The sequence below is a fragment of the Rhizobacter sp. P2_D12 genome (assembly GCF_056404395.1).
On sequence record NZ_JBFUEB010000011.1, the window covers coordinates 1 to 20,529 of the forward strand.

The following is a 20,529-nucleotide window of genomic DNA, read 5'->3' on the forward strand; positions in this document are numbered from 1 at the left end:
CGATGCGACCGTCGTCGCCGAGGACCAGCAGCCAGTCCGAGCTCGCGGCCAGCAGCGCCTGCGCAGCCGCGGGGGGCATGGGGCTGGGGACGGGCTCATCGGGCGCTGCCATGGACGGCAAGTGTTGAGCCGATTGCATCGGGCGTCCAGCGAAGTTGCCCGATGAGACAGTTGTTCCCCTCAGGTCTCAGGTTGCGGCGACCTGCAGCACCAGCTTGCCGAAGTTCTCGCCGTTGAACAGCTTCAGCAAGGCCTCGGGGAAGTTGTCGAGGCCGGTGGCCAGGTCTTCGCGGCTCTTGATGCGGCCCGACTGCAGCAGCCCGGCGAGCTCGGCCACCGCCACCGGATAGCGGTCGGCGTAGTCGAACACCACCATGCCTTCCATGCGCGCCCGGTTGACGAGCAGCGACAGGTAGTTGGCGGGACCCTTGACCGGCGCCGTGTTGTTGTACTGGCTGATCGCGCCGCAGATCACGATGCGCGCGTGCCGGTTGATGCGCGTCAGCACGGTGTCGAGGATCTCGCCGCCGACGTTGTCGAAGTAGATGTCCACGCCCTGCGGGCAGTGCGCCTTCAGGCCGTCCTTCACCGCGCCGGCCTTGTAGTCGATGCAGGCGTCGAAGCCGAGTTCCTTGACCACCCATTCGCACTTGGCCGGCCCGCCGGCGATGCCGACGGCACGCAGGCCCTTGGCCTTGGCCAGCTGGCCGACGGTCTGGCCGACCGCGCCGGCGGCGCCCGAGACCACCACCGTCTCGCCGGCCTTCGGCTGGCCGACGTCGAGCAGGCCGAAGTAGGCCGTCATGCCCGGCATGCCCAGCACGTTCAGCCATTGCATCGGCGTGCCCAGCCGCGGGTCGATCTTGAACAGCCCCTGGCGGCGGATGCCGGCCTCGGGGATCAGGCAGTACTGCTGCACGCCGAGCGTCGCACTGACGGTGTCGCCCACCGCGAAGGCCGGGCTCTTCGACGCGACCACGGTGCCGATGCCGCCGGCGCGCATCACCTCGCCGAGGCCGACCGGCGGGATGTAGCTCTTGCCTTCGTTCATCCAGCCGCGCATCGCGGGGTCGAGCGACAGGTAGGTCGTCTTGACGAGCACGCCGCCGGCCTCGGGCTCGGCGACCGGTTCGCGCGTGAACTGCCAGTTGTCGCGCGTGGGCATGCCGACCGGGCGGGCGGCGAGTCGGATCTGCTGGTTGACCAGGTCGTTGGGCATCGCGCTGTCTCCTGTGAAGGGCCGTTTCGGGTCTGTGCCGGCGATGGTAGCGCCGATGTCGGCCCTGTCCGACAGCCGATCGGGCGGCGTGCCGACAGGGCGCTCACAGGCGCGAACCTACAGTCGTCTCGAACAGCAGAACCTGCAGGAGAACGATGATGAGCAAGCCCGTGTGGATGGTGTGCGCCGCGGCGGCCCTGGTGGCCCTGGCGGGTTGCGATTCGAACGACAACCGGACGGTCGGGCAGAAGCTCGATTCGGCCGTCTCGTCGGCCGAGCAGGCGGCGCAGCAGGTGAAGCAGAACGCGAAGCAGTCGGTCGACGAGGTCAAGGCCGCCGCCCGCGATGCGTCGCAGGCGAGCCAGGACGGCAGCTCGCAGATCGGACAGTCGATCAGCGACGGCGCGATCACCGCGTCGATCAATGCCGACATCGCGAAAGACCCGGACCTGAGCGCGCTGCGCATCAACGTCGACACCAAGGCGGGTCACGTGTCGCTGTACGGCGCGGCACCGAGCGAGGAGGCGCGCCAGCGGGCCGAGCGCATCGCGATGGCCGTCAAGGGCGTGAACGGCGTCGACAACAAGCTGGCGGTGGAGGCCGTGCAGGCCAAGCGCTGACGCGATCCGTCGCGACAAAGCAAAACGCGGCCCGGAGGCCGCGTTTCTCGTGGAGCAGGGCGTTCAGGCCCTGCGCCGCATCACAGCACGCGAATGTTCGCGGCTTGCAGGCCCTTCTGGCCTTGCTTCACTTCGAATTCCACGCGCTGGTTTTCCAGCAGCGTCTTGAAGCCATTGCCCTGGATGTCACGGAAGTGGGCGAACAGGTCAGCGCCGCCCGCATCTTGAGCGATGAAGCCGTAGCCCTTGCTCTCGTTGAACCACTTCACGGTACCGGTTTGCGTCGTCATGGACGAGTCCTATTTCTATCAAAAGTAATGCGGCAGCACCATGCTGACGCATGCAGAGACACTCAAGAGTTATTCGGGGATTTCAACAGAACCGGGCTGGAACCAGCACGGCGTCGCAAAAGATCACTCACAACCACAGCCTTGCGTATACCTGTGCGTCGAATATACACCACGGGTCAGGACATTCTGCACAGTGTGGAGAGAATCGGCGCTGGCGACGGTGTTTCCACACGACACGACACGGCCCCAGCCGCGGCGCCGCACAATCCGCCGGATGTCCGACGACCCCAGGTGCGAGGAGCCCACATGAAGACACGAGCCGCCGTGGCGTGGCAAGCCGGCCAGCCCTTGAGCATCGAGACGGTGGACCTGGCGCCGCCGCGCGCCGGCGAGGTGCTGGTGCAGGTGAAGGCGAGCGGCATCTGCCATACCGACGAGTTCACGCTGTCGGGCGCCGACCCGGAAGGCCTGTTCCCGGCCATCCTCGGCCACGAGGGCGCGGGCGTGGTGCTCGAGGTCGGCCCGGGCGTCACGTCGCTTCGGCGCGACGACCATGTGATCCCGTTGTACACGCCCGAATGCCGGCAGTGCAAGTTCTGCCTGTCGCGCAAGACCAACCTGTGCCAGCTGATCCGCGGCACGCAGGGCAAGGGGCTGATGCCGGACGCGACCAGCCGCTTCTCGATCGATGGTCGGCCGATCCTGCACTACATGGGCACCTCGACCTTCAGCAACCACATCGTGGTGCCSGAGATCGCSCTGGCGAAGRTSCGCMCCGAYGCGCCRTTCGACAAGRTCTGCTAYATCGGCTGCGGCGTSACCACCGGCRTCGGYGCSGTGATCTTCACCGCCAAGGTCGAGGCCGGCGCGAACGTCGTCGTGTTCGGCCTGGGCGGCATYGGCCTGAACGTGATCCAGGGCGCCAAGATGGTCGGCGCCGACAGGATCATCGGCATCGACCTGAACCCGGCGCGCGAGGCGATGGCGCGCCGCTTCGGCATGACGCACTTCATCAACCCGCGCGACGTCGACAACGTGGTCGACGCGATCGTGCAGCTGACCGAYGGCGGCGCCGACTACAGCTTCGAGTGCATCGGCAACRYGAMSACGATGCGCCAGGCGCTSGAGTGCTGCCACAAGGGCTGGGGCCAGAGCATCGTCATCGGCGTCGCCGGCGCCGGCCAGGAGATCGCGACGCGGCCGTTCCAGCTCGTCACCGGCCGGGTCTGGAAAGGCTCGGCCTTCGGCGGCGCGCGCGGCCGCACCGACGTGCCGAAGATCGTCGACTGGTACATGGACGGCAAGCTGAAGATCGACGAGCTGATCACGCACAGGCTGGCGCTGCAGGACATCAACCACGGCTTCGAGCTGATGAAGCGGGGCGAGTCGATCCGCTCCGTGGTCGTGTATGACTGACGCGCCGCGCGTGAAGACCTTGTCCGCCCACGCCTGCTTCGGCGGTGTGCAGAGCTTCCACGAGCATGCGTCGGCCGAGATCGGGCTGCCGATGCGCTTCGGCGTGTTCACGCCGCCGCAGGCGGCATCGGGCCGCGTGCCGGTGCTGGTGTACCTGGCCGGGCTGGAGTGCAACGAACAGACCTTCGCGATCAAGGCCGGCGCGCAGCAGCATGCGGCGCGGCACGGGCTGATGCTGGTGACGCCCGACACCAGCCCGCGCAACACCGGCGTTGCCGGTGCCGATGCCGACTGGGATTTCGGTACCGCCGCGAGCTTCTACCTCGATGCCACCGAGGCGCCGTGGCGCACGCACTGGCGCATGGCCTCGTACCTGGTGCGAGAGCTGCCGGCCGTCATCGCCGAACAGTTCGCCGCGGACACCGGCCGCCTCGGCCTGTTCGGCCACTCGATGGGCGGCCATGGCGCGCTGACGCTGGGACTGAAGCACCCGCAGCTGTTCCGCAGCGTCTCGGCCTTCGCGCCGATCGCGGCGCCGATGCAGGCACCGTGGGGCCAGAAGGCCTTCGGCGGCTACCTCGGCGACGACCGCGCGGCCTGGGCGACGCACGACGCGACGGAACTGGTGAAGGCCGGCGCACGCGCGCCTGCGCTGTTGATCGACCAGGGCCTGGCGGACAAATTCCTTGCGACGCAGTTGCACCCCGAGCGGTTCGAAGCGGCCTGCGTGGCCGCCGGGCAGCCATTGACCTTGCGGCGGCACGTCGGTTTCGACCACGGCTACTACTTCATCGCGACCTTCGTTGCCGATCACATCGCGCACCACGCCAAGGCGCTGTAGCCCGGATGCCCATCCGGGGCGGCCGCCCCAATGCACCCGGATTGGCATCCGGGCTACGAGCCAAGCACATGAAGCTGTCTGTTCTCGATCAATCCGTGGCCCTCAGCGGCCTGGGCGAAGACGCCGCCATCCGCGACACCCTCGCGCTCGCCCAGCACGTCGAAGGCCTGGGCTACCACCGCTTCTGGGTCAGCGAGCACCACAGCCTGCCGACCATCGTCGGTAGCGCGCCCGAGATCCTGATGGCGGCCATCGCCGCGCGCACCACGCGCATCCGCATCGGCAGCGCCGGCGTGATGCTGCCGCACTATGCGGCGTTGAAGGTGGCCGAGCAGTTCCGCGTGCTCGAGGCGCTGGCACCGGGCCGCATCGACCTGGGCGTCGGCCGCGCGCCGGGCGGCGACATGCGCACCGCGCAGGCGCTGAACCCGCACACCTACGGCACGGCCGAGCATTTCCCCGAGCAGGTGCGCGACCTGCAGGCCTGGACCGCCGGCCTGCGCCACCGCGGCATCACCGCGCACCCGCGCGGCGACGTGGCACCCGAACTGTGGATCCTCGGCAGCTCCGACTACGGCGCGCAGATGGCGGCGCAGTTCGGCCTGCCGTATGCCTTCGCGTACTTCTTCACCGACGGGCAGGGCGCCGAGCAGGCGCTCGAGCTCTACCGCCGCCTGTACCAGTCGAGCGAGCGCCATCCGCGCCCGCTGGCCACCGTCTGCGTCTGGGCGCTGGCGGCCGACACCGAGGCCGAGGCACTGCACCACGCACTGAGCCGCGAACGCTGGCGCGTCGACCGCAACCGCGGCATGCTCGGCCCGCTGCAATCGCCCGACCAGGTGGCCGCGCGCGGCTTCACGCCCGACGAGATGGCCACCATCGAGCCGATGCGCCGCAAGGCCTTCGTCGGCAGCGCGCGGCAGGTGGCCGACAAGCTGCGGGCGCTGGCCGATGAGCTGGAACTGGACGAGCTGGTGATCAACACCTGGGCGCACGATCCGGCGGTGCGCCGTCATTCGTATGCGCTGATCGCGCGAGAATTCGGCGGATGAACCTGATCGATTTCGAACTGCGCGGCGACTTCATCCCGCTCGATGCCCTGCTGAAGGCCACCGGCGTGAGCCACAGCGGCGGCGCCGCCAAGACCCTCGTGGCCGAGGGCAAGGTCGAGGTCGACGGGCAGACCGAGCTGCGCAAGACCTGCAAGGTGAGGGCGGGGCAGGTGGTCCGCGTCACCGGCACGCGCATCCGGGTGTTGTCGCCAACCCCGGATGTCACGTAGCCCGGATGCCAATCCGGGGTTTGCCTTAGCTCAGAAGCGGTAGTTCAGGCCGACGGAGAACATGTCGGTGTTCTCCTTGATGTCCAGCGCCTTCACGCGGTAGCGTTCCCATTCGCCGCGGATCGACGTGTTCTTGAACAGGTCGTACTGCACGCCGGCACCGTACTTGATGTCGGTGCCGCGCTCGCTGTCGTTGACGCCGTTGACGGTGCGGTCGGCCTTGCCGTTGTAGACGCCGACGCGGCCCAGCAGCGAGAAGTCGGTGGCCACCGGGAAGGTGCCGACCGCATCGAGGAATACGCCGTTGTTGAGCTTCAGCTCGCTCGCGCTGCTGCTGTACTTGCCCAGGCCCACGTAGCCGCCTTCGAGGCTGAAGTTCGGCGTGAACTGGTAGCCGCCGTACAGCTTGCCGCCGGTGTCCGTCTTGTCGGTGTCGATGCCGCCGACGTCCGGGCCGTGGAAGCGCGTCGTCCCGAGGCTGCCGCCGATGTACGGGCCGGGTTGCAGGGGCTGCGATTGCGCGTGCGCTGCGAGCGCCATCAGCGAGGCGGCCGAGGCGAGGATGAGTTTCGTGCTGAGTTGGTTCATGGATCTACTCCTGCTTTCTCTTCAGTAGGGAATGCCGGATAAAGCTTTCCGACAGAGGTGCAGGATCGACCCCGGATGTGAACGCGACACCCCTCGAAGGTGAAGTTTCTTGGCCCGCTGCAACGTGATGTAGTAGTTGCCCCAAGAATGGGAACTTCAGTGCGGAATAGGCCTCGAAGGCCGCTGCTCAGCGCGGCGCGTTGGAGCGCGCGGCGCGGTCTCTTTCGCGCAACATGAAGAGGTACAGGCTCTCGACCTTTTCGCGCGCCCACGGGGTCTTGCGCAGCACCTTCAGGCTCGACGAGATGCTGGGCTCGATGCTGAAGCAGCGCAGCTGGATGCGTTCGGCCAGGCCTGCCCAGCCGTAGTGCGCGACCAGTTCGTTCAGCAGCGCCTCGAGCGTGAGGCCGTGCAGCGGGTTGCGCGGTTGGGTGGGCGTGCTCATCGTGCGAGCCTTGCCAGTTCGGGCTGGATCGATTGCACCGCGGCGACCGCATCGGGGTGGTCGCGCAGGAACGCGAAGTCCGCGAAATCGAAGCCCGGCCCGACGGTCGCGCCGACGTAGGCGAACTCGCCCAGCGGCTCGGCGGCCTGCCACCAGTGCGCCGGCACCGTGAAGCGCGGCTGGCTGCGCCGGCTGACCGGCGCCAGTTCCACCGACTCGATGCGGCCCAGCGACGGCGGCATCAGCCACAGCCGCAGCGGGCCGCCCTCGAGCAGGTGCCACACCTCGTCCGACAGCACGCGGTGCCAGGCGCTGAACTGCCCGCGCGCCAGCAGGAAGTCGATGCTCGTCAGTGCGCTGCGTGCGGACCGGCCGTCGCCCGGCGCCACGCCGGCGGCGGAGCGGAAGAACTCGCGGTAATGACCGCCCTCGGGATGCGGCTGCAGCTGCAGTTGCTCGATCAACCCGGCCACACGCGGATGAATGCTCATGCGACGTACAGCATCACGGTGACGAAGTGGCAGGCGGTGCCGGCCAGCACGAACAGGTGCCACACGCCGTGCGCATGGCGCCAGCGCTCGTCGTTGGCATAGAACACGATGCCGCCGGTGTAGAACAACCCGCCGGCCACCAGCCAGGCGAGCGCTGCCAGCGGCAGCTCGCGCACCAGCGGTACCGCGGCGATCAGCGCCAGCCAGCCCATGGCCACGTACAGCGGCACCGATGGCACGCGCTCGCGGCCCAGGCTCAGCTCCTTCACGATGCCCAGCACCGCCAGCCCCCACACGACGCCGAACAGCGACCAGCCCCAGGGCCCGCGCAGCGTGACCAGCGCGAACGGCGTGTAGGTGCCGGCGATCAGCAGGTAGATGGCGCAGTGGTCGAACTTGACCAGCACGCGCTTGGCGGCGCCGCGCACGCTGTGGTACAGCGTCGACGCGCCATACAGCAGGATCATCGTCGCGGCGAAGATGCTGGCGCCGACGACCTGCCAGGCATCGCCGTGCAGCGCCGACTGCGTGATCAGCCAGGCGCCTCCGCCGATGGCCAGCAGCAGGCCGGCCAGGTGGGTGAAGCTGTTGAAACGCTCACCGTGGTACATCAGGTTCTCCCTCGTGGTGCAGGCCGCAAGCATAGCGGCGCGCAAAGCCCGTTGCCGCGCTGGCATCATCGCGGCATGACCGAACGCATGCAGCCTCCCTACGTCACACCCTCGCAACTCGTGCCCGACCTGCGCGTCAAGGGCCACGCGGTGATCAGCCCGCACGGGCTGTGCAACTGGCTGTCGGCCCGCCCGGCCGAGCTGCAGGCGCTGGAAGCGTCGTGGAACGACCTGCCGCCCGACGGCTACCTGCGCGACGGTGGGCGCTACCGGCGGCGCCGCCATTCCTGCTTCGTCGTCGAGGGCGACGCGCTGGTGCAGGCGCCGCACCGCGCGCACTGGCAGCCGGTGGCCTACAACGCGCTGCACGGCGGCCTGGAGCGCTGGTTCGAGCCGATGTCGCCCGAGGTCGTCGGGCACGCGGTGTGGGGCCGGCTGCTGCGGCAGATGGCCGCCGCCTGCAGCGAGCTGAAGGGCGCGCAGCCCTGGTACGTCGAGGCGCACCAGTTCCGCATCGACACCACCGACGGCATCGGCCGGCCGACGCCGGAGGGCGCGCACCGCGATGGCGTCGACTTCGTCGCGGTGCTGCTGGTCGGCCGCCAGGGCGTGAAGGGCGGCGAGACGCGGGTGTTCGAGGCCGACGGCCCGCAGGGCATCCGCTTCACGATGAGCGAGCCTTGGACCACGCTGATGCTGGACGACGAACGCGTGATCCACGAGAGCACGCCGATCCAGCCGTTGTCGGTCGAGGCGCAGGCGGCGGCGCACCGGGATACGCTGGTGCTGACCTTCCGGTCGCGCGGGTTCCAGGGGCCGGCCTGAACCCCTGCCCGGGATGGCTTCCGGGCTGCGGATCGTCCCGCGTGGCTGCACTTCAGCCCGGCGACCGGCCGTTTCGTCGCAATCCGCTGGGAAGCGCCGGCGACGCTGCCGATACTGGCTCCATCGACGAACAAATCACCGACTGGAGCCCGACATGAACGCCACCCGCCTGACCCAAGCCACCCTGATCATCGCCACCCTCTGCGCTGGCTTCATCGCCCAGGCCGGCGAAGCGGCTCCGGCCGCCGCCACCCGCGTCATCGTGCTGCCGGCCGTCACGGTGGTCGGCAAGAAGGCCCCGGTGGTGCTGCTGCCCGAAGTGGTGGTGGTCGGCAAGCGCCAGCAGCCGCAAGAGACGCTGCTGGCCCAACTGGTCCGCACGATCCGCGGCAGCCGCGGCTGAAGCGAAGCCAAAGACCCTGCAACGGCAGCCGGCCCGATAATGCCGGCTCGCCAACGAGGTGCCGCTTGTCCACGATCTTCCGCCGAGTTTTCGCTTTCATCATTCGCCTGGCCGCCCTGCTGATCGGCGCGCTGTTCGCGCTCGGGCTGCTGCTGCTGGGCCTGGTGCTCACCACCGTCTTCATCGTCTGGGCCCTGCTGCGCGGCCGGCGCCCGCAGGTGCGGCGCTTCAAGGTCGATCCGCGCCAGCCGTTCGGTGGCTTCTCGCGGCGCGCGGACAACGCCGACGTGGTCGACGTCGAGGCGCGCGAAGTGCCCGCCGCCCCGCGTCAGCTCGACCGTTCCTGATCCCGGGGCGGGCCGAGCGCCGGGCCGCCCCAAGCCGGCCCGCATCCCCTTGGGGGATCGGCCGGCGTACCCGCCGGGCGAGGGGTGGTCATTCCCGGACGTCGGCCACCGGTTGGCTGCCGAAGTCGGCGCGGTCCAGCCAGGCCAGCACGCGCGCCGCGGCGTCGGCCGGCGAGCTGAGGCTGCCGTTGCGCTGCAGGTTGATGAAATGCTCCCGGTCGGGAAAGCCGTCGGCCGGGTTGTCGCGCAGCCGGGCCTGCATCTCGGTGTCGATCACGCCGGGCGCCAGCGAGACGATCTTCGCGCCGTTCGGCTGCGCCGCCTCGTCGAGCGCGATGGCCCGCGCAGCATGGTCCAGCCCCGCCTTCGCGGCGCAGTAGATCGACTGCCCGGCCATCGCGCGTCGGCCGAGGCCGGACGAAATCTGCAGCACGCGGCGCCGCGTCGGCCAGGCCAGTGTCGCGCGCAGGAAGGCCGCGGTCAGCAGCAAGGGCGCCTCCAGCCCCACCCGCAATGCATTCGACACGTCGGTGCCGTCGACGTGGCCGAGCGGCCCGGCGCGCGTCACCACGCCGGCGTTGTTGATCAGCGTCGCGGTGTCGAAACCGGTGTGGTCGAGTTGCGCCAGCCAGGCCGACAACCGGTGCGCCACCGGCAGCGGCGTCGCCAGGTCCATCGCCCATTGCTCGCAGCGGGCGCCGCTGGTGCCGGCCTTCAAGGCCAGCGCCTCGCTGGTGCGCCGCGAAATGCACAGCAGCTGCGTGCCGGGCGCGAGCAGCTGTTCGGCCATCGCGGCGCCCATCCCGCGCGATGCGCCGGTGACGATGTAGAGCGATCGGATCATCCCAACGCCTCCAGACCAGAAGGGCGCATTGTCGCGCCGATTTGTTGCGTTGATTGACGCCGCATCGCGCGCCGTGCCACACTTCGCGCCCCGATCCACCCCGCCGCTTGCGGCACTGCACAAGGAGACCACGCAATGAGAAAGATCGATATTGCCCTCCCGCTGTGCACGGCCCGCAAGACCTGCTTGCGCTGATCGACCCCTTCTTCGGGTTCCGACCGCCCGCACCGGCCTCGCAACGACTTCTGCGGCCCGCGGCACAGCTTTCTTCCTTCGTGGCCCTGGACGGCTTGAGCCGCCCAGGGCGCCTGGCTCGGCGCGTGCGCCGGCCGCGATGATGAAAGTCCGAACCCACCATGATCGAGATCGATGTCGAGCGCTTGCGCTCGATGGGGCTGACGCCCGCGATGGCCTTGCAGGCCGCCACCTTCCCTGAAATCCCCGACACCTCATGGCGCCTGATGCGCCTGACCGAGGTGCACCGCGAGACCGTCGAACTGCACGACGGCCTTCGATCGCACGCCGCCCGCGTGCTGCCGCGGCTGGTGCGCGCACTGGACGACGACGGCACCGGCCTGGCCGTCGGCGACTGGGTGTTCGTCGCCGATGACGGCCATGGCCAGGGCTGGGTGCACGAGCGCGTGCCGCCGCTGTCGCACATCGCCCGGCGCGACGCCGATGGCCGCCGCCACCCGGTCGTCAGCAACGTCGACACCGCGTTGCTGGTGATGGGGTTGGACGACGACTTCAACCCGCGCCGCCTGGAGCGCTACCTGATCCTGGTGCAGGGCAGCGGCGTGCTGCCGGTGGTCGTGCTGACCAAGGCCGATGCGGTGACGCCGCAGGTGCTGGACGCAGCCCGCGCCCAGTTGCGCGGCCGCCTGCCGGCCAGCGTCGACCTGCTGGCCGTCAACGGCCGCAGCCCCGCGGCCGCGCAGGCACTGCAGCCGTGGTTGTCTCCCGGCCAGACGGTGGTGCTGATGGGCTCGTCCGGTGCCGGCAAGTCGACGCTGACCAACACGCTGGCCGGTACCGCGGTGCAGGACACCGGCGCGGTGCGCGAGCACGACAGCCGCGGCAAGCACACCACCACGTCGCGCTCGCTGCACCGGCTGCCCGGCGGCGCCTGCGTGATCGACACGCCGGGGCTGCGCACGCTGCGGCCCGATACCGACGAGGCACGCCTCGCGCTCAGCTTCGGCGACATCGCGCAGCTCGCGCTGCAGTGCCGCTTCCGCGACTGCCGGCACGAAGACGAACCCGGCTGCGCGGTGCGCGAAGGCGTCGGTGCCGACCGCGTGCGCAACTACCACAAGCTGTTGCGCGAGGTTCGGCGCGACACGCTGACGGTGTTCGAGCGCCACCAGCAGCTGTCGGAATGGAAGGCGCGCGGACGTTCGGCGCGCCAGCGCATGAAGCTCAAGCGCGGCGAGGATTGAAGCCGGCCGGTGCCGCCACGTCGGTGCGCTTGGTCGACTTGTGGCGGTACATGCGCGCATCGGCATGGATCAGCAACTGGCTGCTCGAGGTGATCTCGGAGCCGAACGCGATGCCGAAGCTGATGCCGCAGCCGTCGAAGCCGGCCGCATGCAGCCGCTCCTCGAAGCGGCGCATGTCGGCGCGGGTGTCGTCCTCGTGCTGCATGTTGCCGAGCACCGCGAACTCGTCGCCGCCGAGGCGGAACACCGTCATGCCGCGCTCGCGCAAGGTCTTCAGCTGGCGCGAGAACTCGCACAGCAGCGCATCGCCGTGCGCATGGCCGCGCTCGTCGTTGATGCGCTTGAGCCCGTCGAGGTCGATCATCACCAGCATCAGCCCGGCCGACGAATCGGCCTCGGTGAGTGCCGCCAGCGCGCGGTCGAAGGCGTGGCGGTTGCCGATGCCGGTCAGCGAATCGGTGCTGGCCTGGTCGAGCGCGCGGTGCAGCTGGCTCAGGTAGCCGTCTTTCTCGATCGCCAGCAGCCGGATCTTGTCGGCCAGCGCGAAGGCCAGCAGGATCGCATCGGCCGTGCTGCCCAGCAGCGTGATCAGCTCCGGGTTGCGCACCATGTCCTGGCTCAGCCCCAGGTTGGCCGGCAGGATGATCAGCGCCGGCAGCAGCAGCGCGAGGAAGGCGGCCAGGAAGTAGCGCGCCGGCAGGTAGCCCGACCACAGCCGCAGCAGGCCGGCCACCAGCGCCAGCGTCAGCGAGATCGAGATCACGATGGTGGCCAGCGTGTGCGCCCACGACATCGCGATGAAGCAGCTGGGCAGCAGCACCAGCGCCAGCACCAGGTTGGCATAGCCGAGCGCGGCGAGCCGCGGCGCGGCCTCGCGCAGCTGCAGGAACTCGATGTAGAAGAGGGTGTTGAACACCACCATCAGGAAGAACGGCAGGTAGTGCCATTCGAGGCCGTGCCAGCCCAGCCACTGCGCCGGCAGGTGGAAGGTCAGGCCCCAGCCGGCGGTCGCGGCCAGCAGGTACAGCGCGTAGTACAGCAGCGCCTTGTCGCGCGTGCCGAGGAACATGAACACGTTGTAGAGCGCCAGCGTCAGCAACGCGCCGAGCGAGAACAGCGCCAGCACGTTCTCCGAGATCACGGTGCGCCGGTAGTCGGCCTTGGCCTGGATGTCGATGCCGGGCAGGCGCGCGAAGTAGCGGCTGTCGATGCGCAGCAGCACGTGGGCCGAGCTGCCCTGCGGCAGCTGGATGTCGCTGCCGTAGTGCAGCATGTACGGCGTGTCGGCCTCGTAGCCGGTCACGAAGGTCTGCGGCGGCTGGCTGCCGACGTAGATCCAGCCGCCGACGTGCTCCATCAGGCTGGCATGCGGGTCGATCACCCACTGCGTGGTGCTGGCGTCGTTGCGCACCGTCGCGTGGAACCAGTAGTGCCCGCCCAGCAGCCCGACGTGCGGCACCGGCGTCTTGCGCGCCAGCCAGGCGGCGAGGCCGTCGACGTCGGGCGGCTCCTCGTTCGCATCGGCGAGGTAGAACTGGCCGACACGGGTCAGCTCGACCGGCTCGGTGGGCGACAGCGGCGTCTGCGCGCAGGCCGTCCCGGCGGCCAGCAGCCAGGCCACGCAGGCGACGGCCCACCAGCTGAGGCGGCGGCGCGTCGCGGAGCGGAAGGGCAGACTCATGAGCGGGTCGACTGTAACAACAAGCATCCGACACCGGCCTTGAAAACTTCTTAAACGTCCATTTCAGACGTCACTGCGACCGACGATCACCTCCGGATGTCCGCAGATCGCCCGCGAGGTCTGCATGCCCGCCATCGTCGCCGCCTCGACGCAGCCGGCGTTCAGCCCGGTGCGGATCCAGTCGCCGGTGACGAACAGGTTGGCGAAGCCGGTGCCGTCGGTCGCGAGCCGGTGGCGGCTGCTGCCCACCACCGACAGCACGTAGCGCTCCGACGGGTCGACGTTGGCGCGCCAGTACTGGCTGTCGAAGCGCTTGACGCCGTTGGCGTCGGTCGGGTCGACCAGCAGCGGCCAGCGGAAGCCCTCGGCGGTGGCGGCCTGCGGCCACAGCGCGCCGATGCGCCGCTGCAGCTGCTCGATCGCGCCCGCCTTCACCTGCTCGGCCATGCGCTTCGGGAAGGCATGGTCGGTGTATGGCGGGTAGCTCGCCAGCGGCAACGCGCTGCAGAAGTACGAGACGTTCTTCGGCGCGATGCCGGGCGGCCAGCTCTCGCGGCACAGCAGCTGGTCCATCGGGGCCCAGGTGTCGAAGGGCTCGCTGAAGGCGCTGAGCACCGGGGCCTGGCCGTCCGGCGCAAAGGTCTTCCAGCCGATCTGGTGCAGGTCCTGGTTCAGCCACACCTGGTAGGCCTGGGTCGCGACCGCCTTCACGTGCTGGCACGACGCGGCCAGCGCCGGGCTGCGTGCCACCAGCTGCGGGCACAGCTGCGCGACCGACGCGGCCGAGATGCCGAAGATCACCTGGTCGAAGTCGGCCCCGAGCTTCAGCGTGCGCGTCGGCAACGGTGCGCCGAAAGCCTGCTGGTACACCTCGGGCCAGTCGCTCCAGTTGGATTCGAGGTTGATGCCATGCCGGCGCAGCAGCGCGGCCTGCGCCGTATCGAGCTGGCCATACAGCGGCGCGCTCGGCCAGCAGGCCAGCCCGTCCACGTCGACCAGCGGGTCGTAGCCCTGTGCCGGGTCGGCCAGCGCGGCCTGGCGCGTCATGCGGATCTCGCCGACCTGCCGGCCCGACGCATCGGGCAGCAGCTCGTCGACCTTGTGGAAGAACTCGAACTTCACGCCGCGCTGTTGCAGCAGCTGGTAGAACGGCGTGAACACCGTGTCGCCCATGCCGGCCTGCATCTTCCACATGATGGCGCCGTGGTAGTCGAAGGCCACGCGCAGCATGCCGCGCAGCATGGTGCCGGCCTCGATGTTCGGCTTGTCGAAGTTGCCGTCCTCGTAGGCGAACACCAGGTCGTAGAAGCCGACCACCGGTGCCGACTGCACGGTGACCTGCGGGTTCGCGCCGTGGCGTGTCAGCCAGGCCTGGAAGTCCTCGTCGTTGATGACGTCGAAGCCGCGCGTCAGCACGCCGTCCTCGATCATGCCGATGATGCTGGTCAGGCCGAGGTCGGCGCAGATGTAGAGGCGGCGCAGGTCGTCGCCGAGGCTGTTGTCCTGCAGCAGGTCGCCGAAGCGGGCGTGCAGCCAGGTGCGCACGCATTTGAGCGCGCTCGACTGCAGCAGGTGGTGCTCGGGCGCGTGGTCGGCCAGCGCGGCCGGCAGCTCGGCGCTGAAGCGCTGCAGCGCGGCGAAGGCCACGCCGACGTCGCTGCACAGCGCCATCACGTCGTTCTCGACGTGCTCGGCCAGGCGGTGCAGCCAGCTGCCGGCGTGGGTCTCGGTGTCGAGGGCGTGGTGCGCCGCGGCAGCCCCATGGACATCGGCATCCTTCAGCTCACCGAGCCACTGCTTGATCCATTCGTAGCCGACCTGCACGATCTGCCACAGGTCGAGGGTCTCGGTGCCGTCGCCCGGCTCGCCCGGCATGGCCGGCGTCTGGATCGGCCACAGCCGCCATTCGCCCTTCACCTGCTCGGTCAGCGTGATGAACTGCTGCGGCTTGAAGGCGTCGCGCCAGGTGCGCAGCGGCGCGCCCTCGGGCCGGTCGAGCAGCGCATAGGCGCGTTGCATGGTCTTGAAGGCGTTGTCGTAGAAGCCGAACCAGATGTGCAGGCCGTGCTCCTCGATGCGCTGGCCGAGCGCCGCATTGCGCCCGCTCGCGCCCTTGCCGCCCAGGCGCCAGCCCATCTGCCAGACGGTGATCTCGTACTGGTTCTGCCAGCCCGGACGGTCGGTCAGGTAGAAGGCCGCGGTCATCGCCGCGACGCCGCCGCCCAGGATCGCGATCTTCTTCGGCGCGATGCGCGAGTTGTCGTACAGCTCTTCGCCGGCCGGCACCTCGAAATCCATGTCGATGTGGAAGGGCATGATGGCCGGCTGCGCACCGAGCGCGAGGCCCAGCGTCCGGTCGAGCGGGAAGCTCGCGAACGGGTGCAGCACGCACTGGTACTCGTCGCCGAGCAGTTGCACCTTGCGCACCGCCTTCACCGTGGCCGGTGCGGCGACCAGCGCCTGGTAGACGGCCTTGAGGCCGGCGGCATCGGGCAGTTGCTTCAAGAAGATCTGCGCGACGTTCGGGCTGCGCAGCATCTGCGCGACCTGCTCCCAGCCGGCCTTGTCGAGCGACAGGAAGCCGGGCAGGTTGGCGGCAAGCAGCTCGATCGCCTGCTCGATCAGCTCGGGCAGGTCGTCCAGGTCCTTGGCGAGCTTGTTGCCACCGGCAGCCTGCACTTCCAGCAGCGGGTGCGTCTGCAGCCGCGAGTCGGGGCTGAAGGGCTGGAAGCCTTTCGCGGCCAGCGTGAAGCGGGTGGCCGGCTGGCCTTCGGCCGGCATCGTGTACTCGCACTCGTACTTCGGGTAGCCGAACAGCTCGCGCCCGTTGATCAGCGCCATGCAGTCGTCGACCCAGATGTGGCACGGGTAGAAGAACACGCGGCTCACGCCCGCCTGGCCGGCCGGCACCTGGCCGACCATGACCCAGGTGACGATGTCGGTCTCCTCGCCCCAGCCCTTGGCGGCGTCCGACGGCCAGGCCGACTGCGCATGCTGCACCTGCGTGAAGGTCAGCATCACGAACGGCGACAGCACCTTGAAACTCATCGTGCCGCCGGCCACGGCCGTCAGCGTCTGGTCCACCGTGGCCTGCATCCTCGCGACGTCGCCGTGCACGAAGAAGCCGTACATCCGGGAGCGGTTCAGCTGCAGCGGCGGGTGCATCAGCGGCGAGCCGCCGGGGTAGATGAAGTCGGGGCGGTTGCGGGCATCGGTCATGGGCCCGAAGTATTACCGCGATGTCGGATAAGTCACGTCTTGTCACCCGAACAGGGGACGGCAGGATTTCACGAACGCGTGCATCCCATCGGTTTTCGCGATGGGGGTATCTCGAAAATCGCCAGGCGCGGGTCAGTCGTGGTGCAGCCCGGTCAGCGTCGACGGCCAGCCGGTGGCGGGCGCGCCGCCGCCGCGGAAACGCCGCGCCGGAGCGACCGGCTGCGGCAGCCCCGGCAGCGACACCGGGGCGTTCAGGCGCATGCGCTGTGCGGCACGGCGGCGCGCGAACCAGAGGGCCAGCAGGGCCAGCGGTGGGACGACGGCGAGTGCCGCGATCAAGATCCAGGGCTTCATCGGGGTTCCAGTACGGCAGGCCGGGATTGTCTCAGGACGCCGTCAGTCGCCGGTAAGCCGTTGTCGCTGCGCCAGCGCCGGAAACATCTTCATCCACAGGCCCGCCACCACCAGCGTGCCGAAGCCGCCCAGCAGCACCGAGCCGATCGGCCCGAACAGCGCCGCGGTGGCGCCGGACTCGAACTCGCCGAGCTGGTTGGACGCGCCGATGAAGATCGAGTTGACCGCGCTGACGCGTCCGCGCATCTCGTTCGGCGTTTCGAGCTGCACCAGGGTCTGGCGGATCACGACGCTCACCATGTCGGCCGCGCCGCTGACCCACAGCGCGAACAGCGAGACGAGGAACACGCTCGACAGCGCGAACGCCAGCGTCGACAGGCCGAACACCGCGACCGCCGCGAACATGGCATGGCCGGCGCGCCGCTCGATCGGCCAGCGCGTCAGCGCCACCGACATCGCGAGCGCGCCGACCGCCGGTGCGCCGCGCAGCAGGCCCAGCCCCCACGGGCCGACATGCAGCACGTCCTTCGCGAAGATCGGCAGCAGCGCGGTGGCRCCGCCCAGCAGCACGGCGAACAGGTCGAGCGAGATGGCGCCCAGCACCACCGGGCGGTTCCAGATGAAGCGCACGCCGGCCAGCACGGTGGCGATCGTCACCGGCTCCTTGGGCGGCGGCACGTGCGGGTGGCCGATGCGCAGGAACAGCACGCCGCCGAGCAGGAACAGCGCCGCGCACACCGCGTACACCACGTCGGCACCGGCCACGTAGATGAAACCGCCGAGCGCCGGCCCGCCGATGATCGCGGCCTGCATGCCGCCGGAGCTGAAGGCCATCGCGCGAGGCAGCGTGTGCGCCGGCACCAGCAGCGGCACCATCGACTGCTGCGCCGGCATCTGGAAGGCCTTGGCGCAGCCGATCGCGATCGACAGCAGCAGCAACAGCTCGCGGCTCGCCCAGTGGCCGTGGGTCGCGGCGGCCAGCAGGCCCGCGATCGCCAGCTGCACCGCCATGCAGCCGGCGAGGATGCGGCTGCGGTCGTGGTGGTCGGCCACGTGCCCGGCCACCAGCGTCAGCAGCAGCGCCGGCAGGAACTGCAGCAGCCCGACCAGGCCCAGGTCCCAGGCGCTGCCGGTCAGGGCGTACATCTCCCAGCCGACGGCGATCATCAGCATCTGGTTGGCCATCGTCGCGGCGATGCGCGCATACCAGAAGCGCATGAAGGCGGGCAGGGAGAACAGGGAGACGGAGGCGGGGAGGGTGGACGACACGAAGGGCGGGCTCGGGACGGAGGAGGGGTGGCGGTCAGGGGCAGTTGCAGCCCTTGTCGAAGACGATGCGCCAGACGCCCGGCGATTCCTGGCGCCACACCGACGTGAAGCTCGAGACCGGTTTGCCGTCGGGGTCGAACACCGGGCCGGTGCTGAGCGCGAGCTGGCCGGAATCGAGCACCGCGACCTTGTCGGGCCGCCACGAGAACGGCGCCGTGGCGCCGTCGTAGAAGCGCTTCCAGCCGGCGGCGACGGCGGCCTTGCCGCGCAGCGGCGTGGGGCCGGAGAAGAACACGGTGTCGTCGGCGAGGAAGCGCGTGAAGCCGGCGTGGTCGCGGTCGGCCATGGTCTGCGCGAAGGCGCGCTCGGTGTCGGCGACCTGATGTTCGAGGGTGGCGCGGCGGACCGGTGGCGCAGAGGCGCAGCCGGCCAGCGACAGGGCAAGGGTCAGCAGCAGCGTCGTGCGCAGGTGCAGCATCGGGGGCCTTCTGGGCGTCGGGCGGAACCGGCATGTTACGGCTGGCGCGGTGCCTGTGCGTATGCTCGGGTTCATGGACGAGACCTCCCCCACGCCGCCCACGCTGGCGCGGCTGTTCCTCGGGTTGCTGCCCGACGAGGCCACCGCGCAGGCCATCGACGACTACCGCGGTACCTGGGACTGGCCGGCCGGTACCTCGCCGGTGCCGCAGGACCGGCTGCACGTGACGCTGCATTTCCTGGGCGAGCTGCCGCGCGCGCAGATGGGCAGCTGGGTGCAGGGGCTGAACGTGCCGTTCGAGCCGTTCGAGCTGCGGCTGCAGCAGCCGGACCTGTGGTCGGGACACATCGCGGTGCTGCGGCCGGGGAGCGTGCCGCGCGCGCTGGCCGAGCTGCACGAGCGGCTGGGCCTTGCGCTGCAGGGGCTCGGCCTGCCATTGCTGCGCCAGGCCTTCACGCCGCACGTGACGCTGGCCTACCAGGCGAACGGGTTGACGCTGCCGCACTGGCGCGCGGACATCCCGTGGCAGGTGGGTGGCTATGCGTTGATCGAATCGATGCCGGTGCGGCCGACGTACTACGACGCGGTCTACCGCTACCCCTGACGGCGTGGCGTTGCTCGTGCGTCGAACGGTTCGCCCGTGCTGAAGAAGCGCCCGCCGGCGATGTAATGCAGCGTCCGCTCGTCCGCATCGTCGCGCCAATGCCCGTTCGCGAACAGCCGCGGATCGGCCCAGGCCGCCACCACCTCGCCGAGGAACAGGTCGTACGTCGCCTGGATGTGCGGCTCCGGCAGCAGCCGGCATTCGAGCCAGGCCGCGCAGCCTTCGAGCAGCGGCGCCTCGATGCGGCTGCCCGCGAAGACGTCCAGGCCGAAGGCATCGAACTTGTCCTGTCCGGCCGGCAACTCTCGCGCCGAGATGCCGCCGACCGCCAGCGTCGCCTCGGCCTGTGCGCGCGTCGGCACGTTCAGCGCGAAGCTGGACGAGCCTTCGACCAGGCCGCGCGTGAAGGTGGTCTTGTCGATCACCACCGCGACCTTGGGCGGATCGAAATCCAGCGGCATCGACCAGGCCGCCGCCATGATGTTGCGCTGCCCGCCATGTGCGGCACTGACCAGCACCGTGGGGCCGTGGTTCAGCAGGCGGTAGCACTTGGCGAGTTCGACGGGTTCACGCATGGCGCATGTCAAAAGGGGGCAGGGGAGTGGAAGCGCAGCTCGCGGCCGTCGACCGGGTGCGGCAGCCGCAGCGATTGTGCGTGCAGCAGCAATCGCGGCGCCTTCGCAAGGGCTTCGGCCGGCGCATACAGCGCATCGCCGACGATGGCATGGCCGATGGCCAGCAGGTGCACGCGCAGCTGGTGCGAGCGGCCGGTGACCGGCTCCAGCGCAAGCCGCGTGGTGCGCGCTGCCGCGTCGCGCTCGAGCACGCGCCAGCGCGTCAACGCCGGCTTGCCGTCGCTGAAATCGATTTTCTGCTTCGGCCGGTTCGGCCAGTCGGCGAGCAGCGGCAGGTCGATCTCTCCGGCGTCGGCCGCGACCAGCCCGTCGACCACCGCGACGTACTGCTTGTGCACCTCGCGCTGCGCGAACGCGTGGCTGAGCCGCCGCTGCGCCGCCTTGCCGCGGGCGAACAGCATCAGGCCCGAGGTCGACATGTCGAGCCGGTGCACCACCAGCGCATCGGGCCAGCCGGCCTGCACGCGGGCGGCCTGGTTGTCCAGGCCCTGCTCGCCGCGGCCCGGCACGGCCAGCAGGCCGCTCGGCTTGTCGACGACCAGCAGCGTGTCGTCGAGGTACAGGAAGTCGGGGTTCGGGTCGGGCATCGTCGAGTCGGGGGGTGGGCAGCGAATTTACCGTTGTGGGC

General features: G+C 69.7%; 24 protein-coding genes. 10 read left to right on the forward strand and 14 right to left on the reverse strand.

Features of this window, described 5'->3' with window-relative positions; translation table 11 throughout:
• Window positions 1-187 precede the first annotated feature (187 nt).
• Window positions 188-1,219: an NADP-dependent oxidoreductase gene (locus tag AC1DYN_RS05190; protein ID WP_477958044.1), complete on the reverse strand. Its 1,032-nt coding sequence runs from the start codon at window positions 1,217-1,219 to the stop codon at window positions 188-190.
• A gap of 158 nt (window positions 1,220-1,377) precedes the next feature.
• On the opposite strand from AC1DYN_RS05190, the gene AC1DYN_RS05195 reads away from it, so the two are divergent.
• Window positions 1,378-1,839, forward strand: a complete 462-nt coding sequence (locus tag AC1DYN_RS05195) for a BON domain-containing protein (RefSeq protein WP_477958045.1) — start codon at window positions 1,378-1,380, stop codon at window positions 1,837-1,839.
• Window positions 1,840-1,919: 80 nt separating this feature from the next.
• On the opposite strand, the gene AC1DYN_RS05200 is transcribed toward AC1DYN_RS05195, so the two are convergent.
• On the reverse strand, window positions 1,920-2,129 hold the full coding sequence (locus AC1DYN_RS05200; RefSeq protein WP_047511365.1) for a cold-shock protein: 210 nt from the start codon (window positions 2,127-2,129) through the stop codon (window positions 1,920-1,922).
• Between the two features lie 306 nt (window positions 2,130-2,435).
• Between AC1DYN_RS05200 and AC1DYN_RS05205 the strand changes: the two genes are divergently transcribed.
• From AC1DYN_RS05205 to AC1DYN_RS05220, 4 genes are all read left to right on the forward strand, one after another.
• Window positions 2,436-3,545, forward strand: a complete 1,110-nt coding sequence (locus tag AC1DYN_RS05205) for an S-(hydroxymethyl)glutathione dehydrogenase/class III alcohol dehydrogenase (protein ID WP_477958046.1) — start codon at window positions 2,436-2,438, stop codon at window positions 3,543-3,545.
• Window positions 3,538-4,386 carry an S-formylglutathione hydrolase gene (fghA, locus tag AC1DYN_RS05210; RefSeq protein WP_477958047.1) on the forward strand — a complete coding sequence of 283 codons (849 nt, stop codon included), beginning with the start codon at window positions 3,538-3,540 and terminating at the stop codon, window positions 4,384-4,386. Before AC1DYN_RS05205 ends, fghA begins: the two co-directional genes overlap by 8 nt.
• 68 nt (window positions 4,387-4,454) lie before the next feature.
• Window positions 4,455-5,438, forward strand: coding sequence for an LLM class flavin-dependent oxidoreductase (locus AC1DYN_RS05215; RefSeq protein ID WP_477958048.1), 984 nt, complete (start codon window positions 4,455-4,457; stop codon window positions 5,436-5,438).
• Entirely contained in the window at window positions 5,435-5,668 is a 234-nt protein-coding gene (locus AC1DYN_RS05220; protein WP_477958049.1) for an RNA-binding S4 domain-containing protein, read from the forward strand. The genes AC1DYN_RS05215 and AC1DYN_RS05220 overlap by 4 nt, the downstream gene beginning before the upstream one ends.
• Before the next feature lie 30 nt (window positions 5,669-5,698).
• On the opposite strand, the gene AC1DYN_RS05225 is transcribed toward AC1DYN_RS05220, so the two are convergent.
• The 4 genes from AC1DYN_RS05225 to trhA all read right to left on the reverse strand — a co-directional run bounded on the left by AC1DYN_RS05225 (window position 5,699) and on the right by trhA (window position 7,803).
• Window positions 5,699-6,256, reverse strand: coding sequence for a porin family protein (locus AC1DYN_RS05225; RefSeq protein ID WP_477958050.1), 558 nt, complete (start codon window positions 6,254-6,256; stop codon window positions 5,699-5,701).
• A gap of 187 nt (window positions 6,257-6,443) precedes the next feature.
• Window positions 6,444-6,701, reverse strand: a complete 258-nt coding sequence (locus AC1DYN_RS05230) for a VF530 family protein (RefSeq protein ID WP_477958051.1) — start codon at window positions 6,699-6,701, stop codon at window positions 6,444-6,446.
• Window positions 6,698-7,192, reverse strand: coding sequence for a cupin domain-containing protein (locus AC1DYN_RS05235; protein ID WP_477958052.1), 495 nt, complete (start codon window positions 7,190-7,192; stop codon window positions 6,698-6,700). The genes AC1DYN_RS05230 and AC1DYN_RS05235 overlap by 4 nt, the downstream gene beginning before the upstream one ends.
• Window positions 7,189-7,803: a PAQR family membrane homeostasis protein TrhA gene (gene trhA, locus AC1DYN_RS05240; RefSeq protein ID WP_477958053.1), complete on the reverse strand. Its 615-nt coding sequence runs from the start codon at window positions 7,801-7,803 to the stop codon at window positions 7,189-7,191. Before trhA ends, AC1DYN_RS05235 begins: the two co-directional genes overlap by 4 nt.
• A 75-nt stretch (window positions 7,804-7,878) precedes the next feature.
• Between trhA and AC1DYN_RS05245 the strand changes: the two genes are divergently transcribed.
• From AC1DYN_RS05245 to AC1DYN_RS05255, 3 genes are all read left to right on the forward strand, one after another.
• Window positions 7,879-8,628: a 2OG-Fe dioxygenase family protein gene (locus AC1DYN_RS05245; RefSeq protein ID WP_477958054.1), complete on the forward strand. Its 750-nt coding sequence runs from the start codon at window positions 7,879-7,881 to the stop codon at window positions 8,626-8,628.
• 154 nt (window positions 8,629-8,782) lie between these two features.
• Entirely contained in the window at window positions 8,783-9,031 is a 249-nt protein-coding gene (locus AC1DYN_RS05250) for a hypothetical protein (protein ID WP_477958055.1), read from the forward strand.
• Window positions 9,032-9,096: 65 nt separating this feature from the next.
• Complete coding sequence (locus AC1DYN_RS05255; protein ID WP_477958056.1) at window positions 9,097-9,378, forward strand: hypothetical protein; 282 nt, start codon at window positions 9,097-9,099, stop codon at window positions 9,376-9,378.
• Window positions 9,379-9,466: 88 nt separating this feature from the next.
• Here the strand turns inward: AC1DYN_RS05255 and AC1DYN_RS05260 are convergent, their stop codons facing one another.
• Entirely contained in the window at window positions 9,467-10,222 is a 756-nt protein-coding gene (locus tag AC1DYN_RS05260; protein WP_477958057.1) for an SDR family NAD(P)-dependent oxidoreductase, read from the reverse strand.
• Between the two features lie 356 nt (window positions 10,223-10,578).
• On the opposite strand from AC1DYN_RS05260, the gene rsgA reads away from it, so the two are divergent.
• Window positions 10,579-11,661 carry a ribosome small subunit-dependent GTPase A gene (gene rsgA / locus AC1DYN_RS05265; protein WP_477958058.1) on the forward strand — a complete coding sequence of 361 codons (1,083 nt, stop codon included), beginning with the start codon at window positions 10,579-10,581 and terminating at the stop codon, window positions 11,659-11,661.
• Here rsgA and AC1DYN_RS05270 read toward each other — a convergent pair.
• The 5 genes from AC1DYN_RS05270 to AC1DYN_RS05290 all read right to left on the reverse strand — a co-directional run bounded on the left by AC1DYN_RS05270 (window position 11,642) and on the right by AC1DYN_RS05290 (window position 18,662).
• Window positions 11,642-13,342, reverse strand: coding sequence for a GGDEF domain-containing protein (locus AC1DYN_RS05270; RefSeq protein WP_477958059.1), 1,701 nt, complete (start codon window positions 13,340-13,342; stop codon window positions 11,642-11,644). The two genes, rsgA and AC1DYN_RS05270, sit on opposite strands and share 20 nt — an antisense overlap.
• Window positions 13,343-13,405: 63 nt before the next feature.
• The gene (locus AC1DYN_RS05275; protein WP_477958060.1) at window positions 13,406-16,561 is read right to left on the reverse strand and encodes an NAD(P)-binding protein; all 3,156 of its coding nucleotides are present in this window, start codon (window positions 16,559-16,561) and stop codon (window positions 13,406-13,408) included.
• A gap of 132 nt (window positions 16,562-16,693) precedes the next feature.
• A complete protein-coding gene (locus tag AC1DYN_RS05280) occupies window positions 16,694-16,915 on the reverse strand; it encodes a hypothetical protein (RefSeq protein ID WP_477958061.1) in 222 nt (73 codons plus the stop codon).
• Between the two features lie 42 nt (window positions 16,916-16,957).
• Window positions 16,958-18,184, reverse strand: a complete 1,227-nt coding sequence (locus AC1DYN_RS05285; protein WP_477958062.1) for an MFS transporter — start codon at window positions 18,182-18,184, stop codon at window positions 16,958-16,960.
• Window positions 18,185-18,218: 34 nt separating this feature from the next.
• Window positions 18,219-18,662 (reverse strand): YybH family protein, encoded by a 444-nt coding sequence (locus AC1DYN_RS05290; protein WP_477958063.1) that lies wholly within the window; start codon window positions 18,660-18,662, stop codon window positions 18,219-18,221.
• Window positions 18,663-18,735: 73 nt separating this feature from the next.
• On the opposite strand from AC1DYN_RS05290, the gene AC1DYN_RS05295 reads away from it, so the two are divergent.
• Window positions 18,736-19,266, forward strand: coding sequence for a 2'-5' RNA ligase family protein (locus AC1DYN_RS05295; RefSeq protein WP_477958064.1), 531 nt, complete (start codon window positions 18,736-18,738; stop codon window positions 19,264-19,266).
• Here AC1DYN_RS05295 and AC1DYN_RS05300 read toward each other — a convergent pair.
• Together AC1DYN_RS05300 and AC1DYN_RS05305 are read right to left on the reverse strand one after the other, a co-directional pair.
• Window positions 19,257-19,841: a flavin reductase family protein gene (locus AC1DYN_RS05300; protein ID WP_477958065.1), complete on the reverse strand. Its 585-nt coding sequence runs from the start codon at window positions 19,839-19,841 to the stop codon at window positions 19,257-19,259. The genes AC1DYN_RS05295 and AC1DYN_RS05300 overlap by 10 nt on opposite strands.
• Before the next feature lie 8 nt (window positions 19,842-19,849).
• Entirely contained in the window at window positions 19,850-20,488 is a 639-nt protein-coding gene (locus AC1DYN_RS05305; RefSeq protein WP_477958066.1) for a pseudouridine synthase, read from the reverse strand.
• Between the last annotated feature and the right edge of the window lie 41 nt (window positions 20,489-20,529).